Source organism: Arthrobacter sp. MMS18-M83 (genome assembly GCF_026683955.1).
Classification (GTDB): domain Bacteria; phylum Actinomycetota; class Actinomycetes; order Actinomycetales; family Micrococcaceae; genus Arthrobacter.
In genome coordinates, this window is sequence record NZ_CP113343.1 from 4,426,952 (window position 1) to 4,443,935 (window position 16,984).

Here is a 16,984-nt window from a genome sequence, read left to right on the forward strand (position 1 = left end):
GCATCCTCGCCGCAGTAGAGTCCTTTCCGGGGGATATTGCGATTCGATCACGGGGCGAAGCAGATCTGACCTGCAACCCGGTCCGCGGCTGGCACCTGGCTACCTGAAATCGCGGGAGTTGGACCTCACTGTCAGAACCAGGGGTTCCAGTTTGTCCGCCACGAGGTTGGTGACTCCTTCCGGCGAGCGTTCGAGGAAACCCCGGATGATCAGCGCGGATGATTCCCGGGCCACGCGGCGATGCCTCTTCCAGAGGCCAACGCTGCAGATGACGTTGAGGATGCCGCTCTCGTCCTCGAGATTGACGAAGGTGATCCCTTGCGCGGTCTGGGGGCGTTGGCGGTGGGTCACGACGCCGGCCACTTCAACACGCGTGCCGGTCTCGACCTGGGAGAGCCGGTCAACCCGCAACACACCCCTGGAATCAAGCCCGTTGCGTGCGTGCCGCATCGGGTGGTCATCGGTGCTGATGCCTGTGGCCCACATGTCGTAGGCAACATTCTCCTGGGGCGAGAGCTCGGGCAGCAATGGCGGCTGGATGGCGACGTGTGTCCCTGGCAACTGTCCTTCCCGTTCCAGGGCGGCATCGCCGGCTTGCCACAGTGCTTCGCGGCGGTTCATCCCTAGCGAATCGAGTGCGCCGGCGGACGCGAGTGCCTCCAGCTGGTCCGCGCTGAGACCCGCGCGTCGCGACAGATCCGCCATGTCCCGGTAGGGGCCATGCTCCTCCCGCTCGGCCACGATCCGCTTCGCCACCTCAGTCCCGATGGACGTGACGCCGTCGAGTCCCAGCCGCACTGCGTGGGAGCCATCCCGTCGGTGCAGGTGGTCCTCGCGTGGCTGATCCTGCTGGAATAGGCCGATCTCCGGCTGGTGGAAGTCCAGGCAGGAATCCATGCCGCCCACTTGACCCAGTTCCGTCTCCGTGGTTTCGTCGAGCACTTCAAGGGTTGCCTCGGCAAGGGAATGCAGGACATCCGGGCGCAGCACGTGGACCTCGTGCCTGCGGGCATCCGCCACGAGGGTTTGCGGGGAGTAAAAACCCATGGGTTGTGCCCGGAGCAGGGCCGCGAGGAACGCGCCGGGATAGTGCAGCTTCAGCCACGAGCTTGCGTAGACCAATACCGCGAAGCTCAAGGAGTGGGATTCCGCGAAGCCGAAGTTCGCAAAGGCCTGGATCTTGGCGTAGATTGCGTCGGCGTCGTCCCTGCTGATCCCGTTGGCAGCCATCCCCGCATAGAGTTTGGCCTCAAGAGACTCGATCTTCTCCCGCCCCCGTTTGGAGCCCATGGCTCGACGGAGCAGATCCGCATCCTCGGCAGTACAGCCACCCACGGCAACTGCCATCTGCATGAGCTGCTCCTGGAACAAGGGGACACCCAAAGTCCGTTCAAGGACCGGCTCCAACAGCGGATGAAGATACGTGATGTCTTCCTTGCCTGCACGGCGGCGGATGTACGGGTGGACGGCGCCACCCTGGACGGGGCCCGGGCGGATCAGCGCGATCTCTACCACCAGATCGTAGAATTTCCTCGGCTTCAGACGTGGCAGCGTGCTGATCTGGGCCCGGGATTCCACCTGGAACACCCCGATCGAGTCGGCCCGGCAGAGCATGTCGTAGACAGCCGGTTCTTCACGCGGAATACCCTCGATGGTCCAGCGTTCGCCGAAATGCTTGTCGATTAAATCAAAGGAGTACTGCAGGGCGGCGAGCATGCCCAAGCCGAGAAGGTCGAATTTGACCAGGCCCATCCATTCGCAATCGTCCTTGTCCCATTGCAGAACCGTGCGGTTTTCCATCCGGGCACGCTCGATGGGAACCACCTCGCCAACGGGCCGTTCGGTGAGCACCATCCCGCCGGAGTGGATGCCCAGATGGCGGGGGAATCCCAGTATCTGGTCAGCAAGCTCCAGGACCGGGGCGGGGATGTTATTGGTCTTGCCCTCGCTGAGATCGCCCCAGTGATCGAGCCGTTTAGACCAAGCGTCCTGCTGGCCCTGGCTGTAGCCGAGCGCCTTGGCTATGTCGCGGACAGCGTTCTTCGGGCGGTAGCTGATGACGTTCGCTACCTGGGCTGCGTTGAACCGTCCGTATTTGCCGTAGACGTATTGGATCACTTCTTCGCGCCGGTCCGAGTCGAAATCGACGTCGATGTCCGGTTCTTCCTCGCGGAGGCTGGAGAGGAAACGCTCGAACGGAAGGTTGTAGAAAATACTGTCGACGGCGGTGATCCCCAGCGCATAGCAGACGGCAGAGTTCGCCGCGGATCCTCTGCCCTGGCAAAGGATCCCTCGGGAGCGGGCAAACTGCACGATGTCGTGCACAATCAGGAAATATCCGGGGAAGTTCTTCGCCTCGATCACTGCGAGTTCCTGCTCGATCCGGCTATGGACCCGTTCGTCGGCATCCGGGTACTTTTCCTTGATACCTTCGTCGACGAGGTGCCGGAGCCAAGTGATAAGACTGTGCCCTGCAGGAACATCGAGCTTGGGGAGCTTCGGACGGGCGGCCCGTAACTGGAACGCAAGCTGGTCAGCGATCTCGACAGTCCGTTCCACCGCGCCGGGGTAGCGGGCGAACCTCGTCGCCATTTCGGAACCGCTCCGTAGATGGGCGCCGTTGTTTGCGGGTAGCCACCCGTCCAGTTCCTCCAGGCTGCGGCGTGCCCTGACAGCTGCCATGGCTGTGGCCAGCGGGTATCCCTCCGGAGCGGCATAATGCACTGCGTTGCTGGCGATGAAAGGTATGCCCGCACGCTTGGCAATACGGACGAGGGCGTCGTTATGGCTGCTGTCTAGGGGGTTCCCATGGTCGAAGAGCTCCACAACCACATTTCCTCGTCCGAATCTTTCGATCAACGCATCCACTTCCCGTGCAGCGGCATGCTCGCCATCGCTGAGGAGGGCTCTCCGGACTGAGCCTTTGCGGCATCCGGTCAGCACCAGGCAATGGTCTTTGAGGGCGTGCGCCAGGGTGTCGAGATCGTAGATGGGGTGGCCCTTTTCCGCATCAGCAGCCAGATGTGCGGTGGTCATCGCTCCTGCCAGCCGGTGGTATCCCTCTTCCTTGCGCGCGAGGACGAGCAAATGGTCACCTTCAGGATCGGCTTCTCCCTGCTGGGGTTTGCTGAGTCCGAGTGACAGCTCAGCGCCGAACACTGTCTTCAGCTCGTAGGCTTCGGCGGCTTCCGCCATTCGCACGATCCCGTAGAAGCCGTCATGATCGGTCAGCGCGAGGGCATGGAGGCCCAGCCGGACTGCTTCCTCAACCAATTTCTCGGGTGAGGAGGCGCCGTCCAGGAAACTGTAATGCGAATGGGCGTGCAGTTCGGCATAAGGCACGACGGCGGTACCCGCCCGCGATGCGGTCCTTGCGGGCTCGAGGGGGACCGGACGGTAAGGCCCGCGTTTCCTTGACCAGGCGGGGCTGTCACCACCGTCCCCTTTGGTCTTGTGGGTGTCCTGCCCGCGCCGGTCTGACAGCGTGCGTTCGAACTCCGACCATGGGATTGACGGGTTGTTCCAAGCCATCTTTGTCTTCCTGCCTAAAGTTGTGTCCTACCCGGCTGTTCAGTCGTAGCGGGCCTCTGCCCACCAGTTCTGCTCGTCCAGGAGAAGGAGCCAGGCTTCTCCGTTGCCGTCCACAAGCTGGAACCGGTCCGCTTCAAGGCGGTGGTCGGCGTCCCACCATCTCTGTCTAAGCGGCCAGGGGCCGGCCCACTGAGCCACCAGTCGTCGTCGTGCAGGGTCTCCGCTGGGGCAGAACCACATTGGTGGGGCAAGCAATCCGCCTCGATGGTCCGTACGGACCTTTTCCTTGTTTGCATCAAGCAGCAGGACCGGGATGAGGGAAGCGAACACCGTGGCGGGCTGTGGGTCTGGAATCCTGCCGGGCCATGGCCTGGAGGCCAAGGCGGCCGTTCCCGGGGGCAAGGCATCCCCCCAAGGAACCAAACGACGCCGCTCCGTCAACAACCGACCTCCCGAGATCGCAGGCACTACTACGGCTTCATGCCCCAGCATGCTTTGGATCCGGCTGAGTCCGTGGTGAATCTGCTCCTCGGCTCCATCCCCGAACAGAGCGCGCCCATGATGGGCGATGGAATCCACCCGGACAGGGACGAACTCCACCCCGATGACCGGTGAGGATAGCCCGGCGCCGGATGTGCCGCCGTCGGGCATTCCGCTGTTGGCCGTTGTGCTGCTGGCTACAGGGGGCTGCGACTGAAGTTGCCAACGCACCCTGTCCACGACGTCGCTGGCTGTGAAATGGCGGGGGTGTCCCCACGTACGTTCGGATCGGCTGCCTGCTTCGTCAGTGATCAGAACCTTTAGCTCCGTACAAACCAGCCCTTCAGTCTGGAGTCCGGCCACGAAGGTGTCGGCAGTGGCGCGGAGTTGGAACGCGAGTTGGTCAACCCGGTCCAGGCCTGGTTCGAACTCCGCCCGTTGATCCAGTTTCCGTGGGGGCGTCCGGGGGATCACCCTGCGAGGGTCCTGGCCGCTTGCCAAAGCATGCGCAGTGATTCCCGCAGCACCGAAACGGGCACGGACATCTGCAACCGGGAGGTTCGCGAAACTCCCCAAAGTGAGAATGCCAAGGCGTTTGAGCAAGGAAGCCAGCTTCGGCTGTCCCAGTACCTCCACCGGAAATGGACTCAGGAAATCCCGGGATGAGCCTGGCTGCAGCACAAGAAGGGGGAGAGCTCGCTGGTGCTCCGGGCTGCCTGTTCGGCGGCAAACACGGAGTCTGCGATCCCCACCCTGGCCTCCACGCCGAGGCGGTCGGCCGATTCAAGTACGGCGCCGGCGGCCGCTTCCTCACTGCCGTAATATCTGGCGGCCCCCCGGGCCCGGATAGCGCATAAGCCCGGTCGGAGTACTTCCACGCCAGGAGTCCGTTCCTCAAGCGAGGAAAGCACAGGTTCGAATTCCCGTGCATCCCGCACCGGATCAACAACGCATACCACTAAGCCGGTACAACGGGTCTGCGCTTCCCGCAGCCGCAAGCCCCGGACGACTCCTTCTGCCCGGGCTTCCGCGGAGCAGGCAGCTATCACCCCTTTGCCGATGACTGCCGCCGGCATGTCCGGGGGCAGGGCATCTGCCAAGCGGGCGGCGACAAGCGGCCAATCCGGGAACCATGTCACCAGCGCGCGTACCGGTGTTTCAACCCGTACCAGCATCATGCTCCAATCCGATGACTGGACAGATCTACCGGGCCGCTGTCCGCAAGATCCACGGATGCCCTGCGGGAACTACCCCGGAGAGCCACTTCGAGCTCAAGCTCCTGCTTGGCGAAATGTCCATGGCCCTGCCCGAGCCCCGCCCACTCATATCCATTCACCTGCAAGACGGCTTCACTCTGTGGCCATGGTCCCAGGACAATCAGGACGGAACTCCGCTCGCGGAGCCTGGCTCCCAAGCGGGCAGCCTCTGCCGGTGCGACCCTTTCCGGGGCGCATGCAAGCACCACCGAGAGTACGTCCGCCAAGGCAGCGATCACCGGTGTCCAGCTAGCCCCGGGGTCAGGCACCAGCACCAGCCGATCAAGCGCAATGCCGAAACCTGCTGCCGCCTCGATCCCGAAGTCAGGAAGCCCTGCCACTCCGCACCACGAGCCATTGCGTGAGGGGCCAGCCAACAAGGCCATTGCCAGTGACATGGATCCCTGTACGGAATATGCCGCACCCGGGCGAAGTCCTCCCGGTAGAAGCCGACTGAGTGAGGGGAGTACGGGCAGGGAGCGTTCGTTGCCGCGCTTGCCCTGCATAAGGTGGATTTTCGCCTGCAAGTCATCGCGCAGCAAAGCTGGCGAGGCGGAAGTCAGGCGAGAAGACATGGTTCAATTTTCGAACATATATTCGAATGAGTCAATTGCTCAGGATTCCGACCCACGGCCGGCTCGATGGCGCCAGCTTTGGGGCGCCTGCCGTGGCCGGCACGGCGGTGTGGCCGGTCAGCTGTGCTCAGCGAAAGACCCTGTGCCTCAGACGGTAGTCTCGGGAGCGATGGAAAATCTCGGCGGCACCGTACTGACAGCGGCTGGAGCGTTTGCCGCGACAAACCTTGATGACCTCCTGGTTTTGTCGGTTCTCTTCCTGTCAGCCAGGACGCGGAGGGTGCCTGGATACTGGAGAATCTGGGTAGGCCAGTACATCGGCATCGGAATACTGACGGTCGTGGCGGCTGCGGCAGCCTGGGCGCTCACTCCTGTCCCGGTGGAATGGGTGGGTCTCCTCGGCTTGGTGCCGCTTGTTTTGGGCTGCTACGCCCTGTTCCAGGTTGCCCGCCCGTCCGGAGATCCACCGAAGCCCCGGTCACTGACGCTGCCCGTGGTTGTCGCTGTGACTGTAGCCAACGGTGGAGACAACATTTCCGTGTACATACCGCTATTTCGCTCGCTGGGGCCCGCTGCTATGGTCACGACAGGACTGACTTTCGGGGTGATGGTGGCGGTGTGGTGTGCCGCCGGCTATTGGCTGACGGCACACCCGAAGGTCGGTGCCCTCTGCCGCCGGGCCGGGAACTGGGTCATCCCAGTGGTGTACATCGCTCTCGGGGGCACCATCATTGTCCGCTCCGGAGTCTTTGCGTTGCTGTTCCAGGGATAATCGGCAAGCCTTAGCAAAGGACGGCGCGGCTCTCCGGCTTCCTGGGATGCCTGGAAGCTGCATTACACGCAGGATTCTCCCATTCCGAAGTGATATGACTGCGGGTGGGCTTCAACCGGAAGTGCGCAGGAGGATTGACAGGGTATGTTCCGAAGTTGGTTTGTTGTGGGCGCATTGCTGCTGCTTTTCGGGGCGGCGGCCGTGTTGGGTTTCGGAGCCATCTTCCGGGCCAAAAGCGTCGCTGCCCGAATTGAGGCGGCCGCCGCGGGGGTCTTGGCCGCGATCATGGTGGCGGTGGGGCTTGGATGGGCGCCGTTTGCCGTCGTGCCGTTAGGGGTAGCGATTGGCGTTGTCTTCCTTTCGTTCGCTGTGAGAATTGCGTACCAAGGGAAAGGGCCCGGCGAGACCGGGCGATTGTCGGCGGTCTATGGCGCACTGGTGACGGCCCTTTCGGGCTGGGTGCTGCTTTCCGCGGCGAGTGGAACCGGATCCGCGTCGGATCATCCAGGGCACGAACTGGGCACCATCCTTGTTGACATCATGGGCGCGCTGCTCATGGCCTTCGCTGCCACAGGGTGGCTGTTAGGTACGTTCGCCATGCCTGCCGAGAGTAAATCGCACGCTGTGCCTCGATTGAAAGGGGTCCGCGAGGCGCTGATGGCTGCTGGACTTGCCGTCGCGTTCTACGCCATCTCCTAGGCCGGCGTCAGGATCCCCAACTGGCCTTCTTTTGGGCGGGGGTGGCCTCCAGTTGCACCACTTGGTCGAACCGGCCCTCTTTGAGCGCTTTCGAGACGGCCTTGAGCAGCTCAGCTCTGGACAAGGTGCCGTCTGACTTGAGGGTCTTGACGAAATGGTACGTGAATGCGCCGTTGTACTTGCCATCAATGAACGCATCTGTGGCCGTCTGGTCGTCCCGGCACGCGGCCATCAGCACCGCCTGCACACCGTCGGCGCCGTTGGTGCCCTGGGACAGTTCCTTCAGCGACGACTTCTTGGTGGTCTCGAGGGTCTCCACACTGCTCAGTCCCTCGGGCGTCGGTGGCGGCAGGAATCGTGGGCGCCGCCCCGGGATCAGGTCCAAGGCGCGCAGGCCGGTGCCGCTGTGGCACGTGTCCAAGACAACGTCCATGCGCGCCGACGCGGGCAGTCGAAGCAGCAACTCGTGGAGCTCGTCGTCGACAATCAAGGTGTCCTTGTTCCAGGAATCGCCGGCGCTGTCTATGTCATAGCACGCGAAGCACTCGTCGAGGCCGTCGGCCTCGTCACCATTCGTGTCGGGTATCTGGGTGCCGTGGCTGGAGAAGGTGAACACGATCTGGCCGAGGTCGCCGCTTTCCGCGCGTTCCACCAGCCCGGTCAACGCCCCGAGGACCGCCGTCTTTGACGCTTCGGCATCGACCAGGACAGTGACGTCTTCAGGCGCGAAACCATACTGCTCCCGCAACAAGGCAGCGAGGTCGTTTGCGTCGTTGACGCACCCGTGGAGCCAGCTGCTTTGCGGCAGATTCTTGAAGTTGTTGATTCCCACGCACAATGCTGCCCGCGTCGGAGTTGATTTGTTTACGGCTGCTTCGCTCATGAACCCACATCCTCATTCGGGATAGCCCCAAGGAACCACGGCTGCCGAGTACCCGGCGCCACCATCGTAGTCCTGTTGGACCCTCTTGCGCCGTGGAAATCCTGGACAAGTTTCCTGACCCTGGCCGGGTCCGCCCCAGACGACCAGGAGGCCAACGGGAACGTCCCTGCGGTGGCTTTAGAATGGAGCCATGATCGATATTTCGGTCGAGAAGGTGGTCCTTCTCTTGATCATTGCGGCTTTGGTCCTCGGCCCGACGAAACTTCCAGAGTATGCAAGGAAGCTGGGGCGGCTCATCCGCGAACTGCGGCGCATGGCCTCTGGCGCGCAGGAAAAGATCCGCCAGGAGCTCGGCCCCGAATTCGAGGACATTGATTGGCGCAAAATGGATCCACGCCAATATGATCCCCGACGGATCATCCGCGAGGCCCTCTTGGAGGAAGATCCGCTTCCGGAGCCAGTCACCCCAGTACAAGCGCAGCCTCCTGCCCGGCCGGTCGTACGGTTGGCCGCCGGACAACAGGCCCCTTTCGACGACGAGTCCACCTGATCCGTCAGTCGAGGCGCGGTGTGCGCGGGGGAGCGGTGCGGCGCTCGCCTGTTGCTTCGAAGGCTGCGGCTAAGGCTAGGAGTGCGGTGTCGTCGTAGGCGCGTCCGGCGAAGGTGAGTCCCACGGGCATGCCGGTATCTGACATGGTGCCCATCGGCACAGTGACGGTGGGGATGCCCAGGTGCCGGGGGACGAGGTTGCCGTTGGCGACCCAGACGCCGTTGAGCCAACCGAGTTCGGCCGAGGCTTCGTTGGTGTCCATGTCGGCTGGTCCGACGTCGGCAGCGGCGGGGAAGACGACCGCATCCAGACGGAGACCGTCCATCCATTCCTCCAGGTCCAGCCTGCGGGTTTCCTCTAGGCCGCGGAGGCCTTCCTCGAGGTGCGGGATGTCGGTCACGGAGGATACCCGGTGTGCACGGATGTGCGCAGGGTAGTCGGCGATGTCGTCGTCGAACCCGTCATAGCGGTCCGGGAGCGAGCCTTCCGGGTGCGGGAAGATCGCGGTGCCGTCGACGTCGGCCAGGCTGTTGAGTGCCGGATCCCCGTTTGCCGCGAGGAAGTCATCCCATGCCCACGCGGAGAGGTCGACGATCTCCCGTTTCAGGTATTCGGGGCTCACGAGTCCGCGGGTGGCGATGGTGGGTGCACCGGGGCGGTCGCCTTCATAGTTTGAAACCACGGGGAAGTCCACCAACACCACCTCGGCACCAGCGGACTCAAGATCCCGCCGGGCAGCTTCCCAGAGTTCGATCACGGAATCGCGGGTCTGGATTCGTTGGCCCGTGGGTCCGCCGATGCCGGGAGTTTCGCTGGTGCCGGCGTCGGGGTCTGCGTTGATGTACATGGCCGGCACCCCGAAGCGTTTGCCTTTCAAAGCCGAGCGGGCGCCGTCGACGTCGAATGGCGCCAGCGCCGGGTAGGAGGCCGGGCGGACCCGGGACGCGGCCGGGATCTGGACCCACGGTTGCGCGCGCCAAAAGTCGCCGCGGGTTTCGGCGTCGTCGGCAACGATGACATCGAGCAGTTCCAGAAGGTCTGCCATGGACCGGGTGTGAGGAACTACCACGTCCATGGTGGGGACCAGCGGCCAGTTGCCGCGCACGGAAATGATCCCGCGCGAGGGCGTGTACGCGCACAGGGCATTGTTCGACGCGGGTGCGCGTCCACTGGACCAGGTTTCCTCGCCCAGGCCGAAGGCTGCGAAGCTTGCCGCGGTGGCGGTTCCGGAGCCGTTGGAGGAACCGGAGCCGAAGGCCGCGGTGAGGTAGTCGCCGTTGTAGGGGCTTTCGGCGCGTCCATAGACGCCGCGTTGCATGCCGCCGTTGGCCATGGGCGGCATGTTGGTCAGGCCGAGGAGCACGGCCCCGGCGGCGCGGAGGCGTTCGATGGTGAAGGCATCGCGTTGGGCGATGAGGTGTTCGAACGCGGGGGAGCCTGCTGCGGCCGTGAGCCCTTTGGCCAAGTAGCTGTCCTTGGCGGTGTACGGAATGCCGTCGAGGGGCCCGAGGGTGGTGCCGCTTGCCCGGCGCTCGTCGGAGACCCGGGCATCTGCGAGCGCTTCGGGGTTCATGACGACGAGGGCGTTGAGCTTGATGCCGTTGCGGTCGTAGGCGTCGATGCGGTCCAGGTAGGCCTGGGTGAGTTCCTCGCTGGTGACTTCGCCGGTGTCCAGTGCTGTCCGCAGTTGCGCAATGGAGGCCTCGACGACGTCGAAGCGGCTCATCGTGCGGCCTGCCTGTTGAGTTTGGGCTGCTGTTGAGTGATGCAGTGGATGCCTCCGCCGCGCGCGAGGATTGGCCGGGCGTCCACCGTGACGACGCGACGGCCCGGATAAGCCTCCGCCAGGATCTCCGCGGCCAAGGCGTCGGCCCGCTCTTCGCCATAGCCGCACGCAATAACGCCGCCATTGACCACGAGGTGGTTGACGTAGCTCCAGTCTACGAAGCCTTCTTCGTCGCGCAGGGTCTGAGGCGCGGGAAGCAGGGTGATCTCGAACGGCTTCCCCGTGGCATCCTCTTGGGTTTCGAAGAACCGCTGCAGGGTGCGGCTGACCTCGAAATCGGGGTGCTCGGGGTTGGTCTGGGAGTGCAGCAAGACCCGGCCGGGGGAGGGAAGCGTGGCCACCATGTCGACGTGGCCGCGCGTGCCGAGGTCCTCGTAGTCACGGGTGAGGCCTTGCGGCACCCATACGGTGTGCGTGGTGCCGAGCGTGCGTGACAGCTCCGCCTCGACACGTGCCTTGTCGGCGTAAGGGTTTCGGTGTGGATCCAGCTGGACGGTTTCGGTGACGAGGACGGTGCCTTCACCGTCGACATGGATGGCGCCGCCTTCGTTGACCAGTAGCGACGTGACCAGTTCCGCGCCGGCCTTTTTGGCCACAAAGCGTGCCATCCCGGCGCTCTTTTGCCACTCCGACCAGGCAGGTGCGCCCCAGCCGTTGAAGATCCAGTCGACTGCGCCAAGCGCACCGGGACGTTCGTCGTCGACGACGAAGGTGGGTCCGACGTCGCGCATCCAGAATTCGTCGAGCGGTGCCTCAAGCTGTTCGATCGCGGAGCCGAGCATGCGATTTGCCCGGCTCCTTTCGCTGGGGTCGACCACCATGGTGACGGGCTCGAATTCAGACACTGCGTGCGCGACGGCGGTCCAGGCGGCGTAGGCCTCTTCCGTCGACGCCGGGTCGTCGCCCAGTGTCAGGCCGGTGCGGGGGAACGCCATCCAAGTGCGCTCGTGCTGTGCGGTTTCGGCTGGCATTCTCCAGGCCATGGAAGACTCCTCTGAGGTTTGAGGTTGGTAGCCACAAGGGCCAGGGCGTCCTTGCCTTGGCGAGTGGCTGAGTATTTGGATTTCTTATTGATCGCATGATCAATAAGATGAAAACTTACTTTAGACTGTTGTGTGATGTCAAGCACCATACAGAAACGCGCAGCGCGGAAGACGCCGGCCGAACGCGCGGCCGAAATAACCGAGGCCGCCAAGGAAATAGCGCTTGAACAGGGGCTTTCCGCCATTACGCTGCGCAACGTTGCAGCGCGGGTGGGAGTGGCCTCGGGCCTCGTTGCGCATTACGAGCCCAACGTTGACGCCCTCGTTGCGGGCATCTTTGCGACCATCGTGGCGGCTGAGACCGAGGAGGTTTCGGGCCTTCTGGATCGGCTGCCGACTCCCTTGGAACGGCTCGGGATGCTCCTCGAAACGCTCATGGATGGCAGTCGTCTGGACGTCACTGCCATCTGGGTGGAGGCGTGGACCCTGGGGCGTCGGAACGAGGCGCTCGCTGCCTGCGTTCGTGAGCAGATGGATGCTTGGCAAGCGGTGGTGCAACGTATCGTCGAAGACGGGATCGCGGACGGCGAGTTCGACACGTTCGACGCTCCATCCGTTGCTTGGCAGATCCTGGGCATGGTGGACGGCCTGAATGCCCAGGCATTGGTGCGTTGGGATGGTGTCAGCGACCGCGGTACGCACCTTGCCCGCGCTGTGGAAGGCATGGTGGGTGCGGCCCGCGGTTCACTGCTACCGGGCCAGGTTGGATAGCTCGTCCGCGTGAGCTACGGGGCTTATCTTGCGGGGCGCACTGCTCGTCCCGCCGCTGCGATCACCAACTTCTCCGGGAGTAGCTTGACGGCCACCCGGGCAACGAAGGAGTTGAGTCGGCCATCCACAACGCTCGGCTTGTTCGCACGGATCGCGGACAGGGCGGTGTCCACTACTTGACCCGGAGTCCGCATGGATCCAGCTGCTGCCGCCTCGCCGGCGATTTCGAAGAAGGGCGTGTCCGTGGCGCCCGGGCAAACCGCGAGGACTTTCACGCCCGTGCCTTGTGTTTCGGCCCAGAGTGCCTGGGTGAAAGAGAGCACGAACGCCTTTGTCGCGCCGTAAACGGCCATGTGGGGTATTGGCTGGAAGGCGGCTGTACTCGCGATGTTGATGACGGCGCCAGTGCCGCGCTCCACCATGCCGGGCAGGTATCGCGTCGTCGTCCCGACCAAAGTGGAGCAGTTCAGCTGGATCTGTTCGCTGAAGCGGTCGGCGTCGGCATGGAGAACTTGTCCGTGCGTCCCAAAGCCCGCGTTGTTGACCAAGATGTCCACGGTGAGTCCAAGGGCTTCGGTAGCGAGATGGAGTTCCTTCGCGGAGTCCGGGAGGCTCAGGTCCATCGCCAGGACAGTCACTTCGGTTCCGTCTTCGCGGAGTTCGCGCGCAAGCTCGTCAAGCTTGTCCTCGCTGCGGGCAACCAATATCAGGCGTGCGCCCTCGGCGGCTAGCCTTCGGGCAAAGACTGAACCGATGCCTGTAGACGCTCCAGTGATAAGGGCTGTTTTGGCTGAGATGTTCATTTCTACTCCTAATAAACTGACTGTGCGGTTTGTTTTTTGGTGATATGGGGTTTTTGGCTGTTGGGTTTGGTGCGTTGCTAGCTGGAAATGAACTGCCGTTCGAGGAGTTGCAAGAGAAGCCCGGCACGTCGCTCGAAGGCGTCGAGATCTCGGGGATCGAGGGCGTCGGTGACAGCCTTCAGTCCATCGAATGCGGCCACGATGACCGTTGCGGAGTCGTTGGGATCTCCTGGAAACGTCAAGACGCCACTTGCGCGGCCTCGTTGAAGGATTCCTGCTACGAGGTCCACCCATGCGGCGAGGGGAGAGGCGCCGCCGGGATGCCCCTTCACGGAGGCCAGTTGATTGGCAAGGCGCACCACTCCCCACGCCGAAGAGTCGCTCAGGACGGTTCTGACCATGAACTCCCCGAGAGTGCGCAATTCCTCAAGTGGATTGTCCTTGCTGAGAATTTCCTCTTGGACGCGGCGTAGCCAACGTGCCTTTTGCTCGTCGACGACGGCCTGGGCCAAGAGCACTTTCGAAGAGAAATGAAAGTAGATGGCTCCCTTCGTGAGCCCGACTTCGCGGATGATGTCGTCCATCCGGGTCTGCTCGAAACCCTTTCGCGCAAAGACATCAGCGGCAACCCTGAGGATCTCGCTGCGCGTGGCCGCGCCCTTGGGTGTGCTGCCGGTGTCGCCAATCTCCATAGAACGAAACTACAAACCGACTGGTAGGTATGTCAACTGGGAGGCGCGATGGCAGGGAGCATGAAACGCCACATGTCGTCAATCCGCTTGAGAACGTCACGTCGTTCTGTCAGCACGTTGGACACCATTTGGACGCCCGTGAAGGACGCAACCAGGTACCGTGCGAAGTCTGCGGCATCAATATCGGGCCGCACGTCACCCTCTTGTTGAGCCTGGCGGGTCAGTATCTCCATGGTGGCGACCCAGTCCTGGTAGGGGCCTTTCACATCTGCGTTGAAGGCCGAGGCCTCGAACGTCAGCCGGATGCCGGCCCGCACAATTGGCTCATCGAGCAACTGCTGGCCGAAGGTTCTGCACATCGAGATCATGGTCTCCAGCGCCGGCAACCCGGCCGCGGCAACCCTCTCTCCCGCGACACGCACAATGTTGTGCTGTTCGGCGATGACAGCCAGCGCCAGGTCTTCCTTCGACTTGAAATGGAAATACAACGCGCCTTTTGTAACGGCGGCCCGCTCCGTGACGTCGCTGAGGCTCGCATTCCCGTATCCGACCTCTTCAAAGATCGACGCTGCCCCTTCAATCACCGCTGTTCGGGTGGCTTTGGCACGTTGTTGCATGATCAGCCTTGAGACCTCTCCGGTTTCTACATCCGGGATACTTGAGTGCGCGAATCCGACTGAGCCCGGGGACCGGCGAGGTCAACCGGATCCGGAGGGGCACACGTGGGGGCGCTCTCACGAAAGCCCGACACCGGGCTTCGAAACCATAAGGCTACCATTGTGACCGCCGATATTTCGGCCTCCGGGAGCCCGATCCTATTCCTGGCCGGCGCAGAGTTCGCGGCGCACGCGCTTAATTTTCCGCTTCCTATGAAGTTTCCCGACGCCCGGCACATCGTAAACCGGTTGAACGGTTTGTTTAATGACCATTCTGGCTCTACACTTCAAGGCGGTGGCTCGTTGTGTTTGCGGCAACCAGCTGAAGGACAGTAATGGGGGGAGGTGCGGCCGAGTAATCGACCGCACCTTTGCTGTCCGCAGCGGACGGCGTTCGATTTCCTATCTCACATCCTTGTGGTTTAGTATTGACGAGTTGCTCCGGCGGGGATGGAAGTTCCCGGCAAGCAAAGTTTGGGGCTGTGGCGCAGCTGGTAGCGCACCTGCATGGCATGCAGGGGGTCAGGGGTTCGAGTCCCCTCAGCTCCACAACATTCGACGTATTCGGAACATCGAGTAAGTCCGCAGCACGGAAAGGGAATCACCCGAACGGGTGGTTCCCTTTTTGCGTCCAGTCCCCATTCCGGACGGTTCTGCGAGGCGCCGTTGTGGTTAAAGGGCGACGAGATGCCGTCGTAGGCAAGGTGGAACATCATTCCGTCCCTCGCATGGGCGAGGTTGTGACAGTGGTCCATCCAGATGCCGGGATTGTCCGCGGTGAGCAGCATGGTCCACATCTGTCCAGGCCGCACCTCCATGCTGTCCATGTTGAGATCCGTGCTGACCGGACGCCCGTCGATTGATAGCACGCGCACGTGGTGCCCATGGGGGTGCATGGGGTGGACGTCGTCGCTGCGGTTCACCACCGTGACGAGCACGCGATCGCCGCCCTGGACCACGAGGGGCGGGATGTTGGGATACACCGCACCGTTGACGGTGAACGCGAAGCGGGGCACCCCGTCGACAAAGCGGATCAGGTGGTCGAGAGCGTACGTAACCGACACATTGGCGGCGGGGGCCCGGAGCGAGGCGGGCACACCATAGGTGGCCAGATCCAACTCGGGGCCCGGCACGAAGCGCGGTGCAGGTCCCGGAGGCACGGGGGAGGCCGACGAAATCGCCCGTGGAACGAGCGAGAGCCCACTAGTGCGCGCGCCTTCGAGGGCAAGCTGGACCAGCTGATCGGGCATGGTGAATTCGACGTCGTAGCGTCCTCCGGCGGCGAGCGGCAGGACCGCCCCGGTCATTTGCCCTGCGGCCGGTCCGTCGCCCATGGCGAGGTCGCCGCCGTCGATCGCCGTGAGCCTGAACGCGACCCCGGACAGACTGAATCGCTGGGTGAGCTGGTCTGTGTTGATGATCCGTAGCCTCACGCGTGATCCGGGGGCTTTCTGTTCCGTCCAGACCGCAGCGTGCCCGCCGAAGAGCGTGGAGCCGCCGAGAGTGTGCACCGGCACCGTGATGTCCTGGATATCAGGAGCGGGGCCGTCCGGAGGGTCGACGACGAGCGCTCCATAGAGGCCCTTCGGTTCGTCGGCGGATGCGTTTTGGTGGGTGTGGTACCAATACGTTCCGGCCAGCGCGGCCGGGAACTCGTAGATGAAGCTCTGGCCCGGCATGACCGCGTCCTGGGTGACACCCGGGACGCCGTCCATCGCGTTGGGCACGTCGTAGCCGTGCCAGTGGAGTGTCACGCCGTCCGGCACATTGTCGTTCACGAGTGTCACCCGCACGGTCTCGCCCTGGCTGGCCCGCAGTTCGGGTCCCGGCAACGAGCCGAACGTGAGCGCGTCGGCGTTCGTGCCGTCGTCGAGCGTGACGCGTTCGCTGCGCGCATGAAGTGTGTACTCGCGCACCCGTCCAAGCGGTGCGGGGCCGCGCAGGGTGTCCACGCTACGGGTAGTCTCCGCAACGGGGCTTGTACTGGAGTGGTGACCCGCGGTGTGGAACGACGACGGTGGCGCTGCCTGGCTGTCCAGCCATGAAACGGCGAGGGCCCCAAAGAGCACAACCACTCCCAGGGAACCGGCGGCGATCGTCCCCCGATTCCGCCAGCCGTGCGTGGCCCCAAGGGTCCCGGACGCAATTCCGAGGAGCGCGAGCACCGCCAGGACAGCCAGAGGGAGCCAGCCCGCCGGGGTCCCAAACGTGAAGACGGACAGGAGTCCCGCCGTCGTGAGCGCCGCTGCGGCTGCCAGCGCGGGGAGGACGACGGCGCTTGCCCGCCTCGTGAGCGTCAGTGCCACGGCGCCGATCGCCGCGCCAGGCACAGTGAAGGCGAGGCATCCGAGAACCCGATCGCCGACGAGCTCTGGCCGTCCCGTGAGAAGAACCGCCATTCGGCCAGCGGCGAGCACCAATCCGAGTAACGCACCCGCCGTGACGGTCCATGCCGGAAGCCAGACGGGGGACGCCGGCCGCGCCCGTACGAACCACGCGGCGAGCCCGCCGATCCACGAAGCCGCGCACAACGCGGCAAGGATCAAG

Annotated in this window: 16 protein-coding genes, 1 tRNA gene and 2 pseudogenes; 7 read left to right on the plus strand and 12 right to left on the minus strand. The window is 63.6% G+C overall.

Going from position 1 to position 16,984, the window contains the following annotated elements:
- Positions 1–99: 99 nt before the first annotated feature.
- Genes OW521_RS20905 through OW521_RS20920 form a run of 4 tightly spaced genes read right to left on the minus strand, consistent with a single transcriptional unit; the run spans position 100 to position 5,842 of the window.
- Positions 100–3,531, minus strand: a complete 3,432-nt coding sequence (locus tag OW521_RS20905; protein ID WP_268021412.1) for an error-prone DNA polymerase — start codon at positions 3,529–3,531, stop codon at positions 100–102.
- 39 nt (positions 3,532–3,570) lie between these two features.
- Complete coding sequence (locus OW521_RS20910; RefSeq protein WP_268021413.1) at positions 3,571–4,614, minus strand: hypothetical protein; 1,044 nt, start codon at positions 4,612–4,614, stop codon at positions 3,571–3,573.
- A gap of 44 nt (positions 4,615–4,658) precedes the next feature.
- The gene (locus tag OW521_RS20915; RefSeq protein WP_268021414.1) at positions 4,659–5,189 is read right to left on the minus strand and encodes a Y-family DNA polymerase; all 531 of its coding nucleotides are present in this window, start codon (positions 5,187–5,189) and stop codon (positions 4,659–4,661) included.
- Positions 5,186–5,842, minus strand: coding sequence for a hypothetical protein (locus tag OW521_RS20920; RefSeq protein WP_268021415.1), 657 nt, complete (start codon positions 5,840–5,842; stop codon positions 5,186–5,188). The genes OW521_RS20915 and OW521_RS20920 overlap by 4 nt, the downstream gene beginning before the upstream one ends.
- A gap of 142 nt (positions 5,843–5,984) precedes the next feature.
- On the opposite strand from OW521_RS20920, the gene OW521_RS20925 reads away from it, so the two are divergent.
- Together OW521_RS20925 and OW521_RS20930 are read left to right on the plus strand one after the other, a co-directional pair.
- Positions 5,985–6,614: a cadmium resistance transporter gene (locus OW521_RS20925; RefSeq protein ID WP_268021416.1), complete on the plus strand. Its 630-nt coding sequence runs from the start codon at positions 5,985–5,987 to the stop codon at positions 6,612–6,614.
- Positions 6,615–6,758: 144 nt separating this feature from the next.
- Positions 6,759–7,313, plus strand: a complete 555-nt coding sequence (locus OW521_RS20930) for a hypothetical protein (RefSeq protein WP_268021417.1) — start codon at positions 6,759–6,761, stop codon at positions 7,311–7,313.
- A gap of 7 nt (positions 7,314–7,320) precedes the next feature.
- On the opposite strand, the gene OW521_RS20935 is transcribed toward OW521_RS20930, so the two are convergent.
- Positions 7,321–8,196 (minus strand): caspase family protein, encoded by an 876-nt coding sequence (locus OW521_RS20935; RefSeq protein WP_268021418.1) that lies wholly within the window; start codon positions 8,194–8,196, stop codon positions 7,321–7,323.
- Positions 8,197–8,386: 190 nt separating this feature from the next.
- Here OW521_RS20935 and OW521_RS20940 point away from each other — a divergent pair, with 190 nt between their 5' ends.
- Positions 8,387–8,746, plus strand: a complete 360-nt coding sequence (locus OW521_RS20940) for a sec-independent translocase (RefSeq protein ID WP_268021419.1) — start codon at positions 8,387–8,389, stop codon at positions 8,744–8,746.
- Between the two features lie 4 nt (positions 8,747–8,750).
- Here OW521_RS20940 and OW521_RS20945 read toward each other — a convergent pair whose 3' ends face one another.
- Positions 8,751–10,472: an amidase gene (locus tag OW521_RS20945; RefSeq protein ID WP_268021420.1), complete on the minus strand. Its 1,722-nt coding sequence runs from the start codon at positions 10,470–10,472 to the stop codon at positions 8,751–8,753.
- Positions 10,469–11,515 (minus strand): agmatine deiminase family protein, encoded by a 1,047-nt coding sequence (locus OW521_RS20950; protein WP_268021421.1) that lies wholly within the window; start codon positions 11,513–11,515, stop codon positions 10,469–10,471. Before OW521_RS20950 ends, OW521_RS20945 begins: the two co-directional genes overlap by 4 nt.
- Before the next feature lie 135 nt (positions 11,516–11,650).
- Here OW521_RS20950 and OW521_RS20955 point away from each other — a divergent pair, with 135 nt between their 5' ends.
- Entirely contained in the window at positions 11,651–12,286 is a 636-nt protein-coding gene (locus OW521_RS20955) for a TetR/AcrR family transcriptional regulator (protein ID WP_268021422.1), read from the plus strand.
- A gap of 23 nt (positions 12,287–12,309) precedes the next feature.
- Here the strand turns inward: OW521_RS20955 and OW521_RS20960 are convergent, their stop codons facing one another.
- From OW521_RS20960 to OW521_RS20970, 3 genes are all read right to left on the minus strand, one after another.
- Positions 12,310–13,089, minus strand: a complete 780-nt coding sequence (locus tag OW521_RS20960; RefSeq protein ID WP_268021423.1) for an SDR family NAD(P)-dependent oxidoreductase — start codon at positions 13,087–13,089, stop codon at positions 12,310–12,312.
- A gap of 77 nt (positions 13,090–13,166) precedes the next feature.
- Positions 13,167–13,781 carry a TetR/AcrR family transcriptional regulator gene (locus tag OW521_RS20965; RefSeq protein WP_268021424.1) on the minus strand — a complete coding sequence of 205 codons (615 nt, stop codon included), beginning with the start codon at positions 13,779–13,781 and terminating at the stop codon, positions 13,167–13,169.
- 32 nt (positions 13,782–13,813) lie between these two features.
- Complete coding sequence (locus OW521_RS20970; protein ID WP_268021425.1) at positions 13,814–14,398, minus strand: ScbR family autoregulator-binding transcription factor; 585 nt, start codon at positions 14,396–14,398, stop codon at positions 13,814–13,816.
- Between the two features lie 515 nt (positions 14,399–14,913).
- Here OW521_RS20970 and OW521_RS20975 point away from each other — a divergent pair.
- Positions 14,914–14,986: transfer RNA gene (locus OW521_RS20975), tRNA-Ala, on the plus strand.
- A 209-nt stretch (positions 14,987–15,195) separates the two neighbouring features.
- On the opposite strand, the pseudogene OW521_RS24465 reads toward OW521_RS20975, so the two are convergent.
- Positions 15,196–15,420: pseudogene (locus OW521_RS24465) on the minus strand (multicopper oxidase domain-containing protein); the annotation flags it as partial.
- Between OW521_RS24465 and OW521_RS20980 the strand changes: the two are divergent.
- Positions 15,322–15,864 (plus strand): hypothetical protein, encoded by a 543-nt coding sequence (locus OW521_RS20980; protein WP_268021426.1) that lies wholly within the window; start codon positions 15,322–15,324, stop codon positions 15,862–15,864. The pseudogene OW521_RS24465 and the gene OW521_RS20980 overlap by 99 nt on opposite strands.
- 183 nt (positions 15,865–16,047) lie before the next feature.
- On the opposite strand, the pseudogene OW521_RS24470 reads toward OW521_RS20980, so the two are convergent.
- Positions 16,048–16,602 (minus strand): annotated as a pseudogene (locus tag OW521_RS24470) (multicopper oxidase domain-containing protein); the annotation flags it as partial.
- On the opposite strand from OW521_RS24470, the gene OW521_RS20985 reads away from it, so the two are divergent.
- A complete protein-coding gene (locus tag OW521_RS20985; RefSeq protein ID WP_268021427.1) occupies positions 16,555–16,866 on the plus strand; it encodes a hypothetical protein in 312 nt (103 codons plus the stop codon). The pseudogene OW521_RS24470 and the gene OW521_RS20985 sit on opposite strands and share 48 nt — an antisense overlap.
- Positions 16,867–16,984 lie beyond the last annotated feature (118 nt).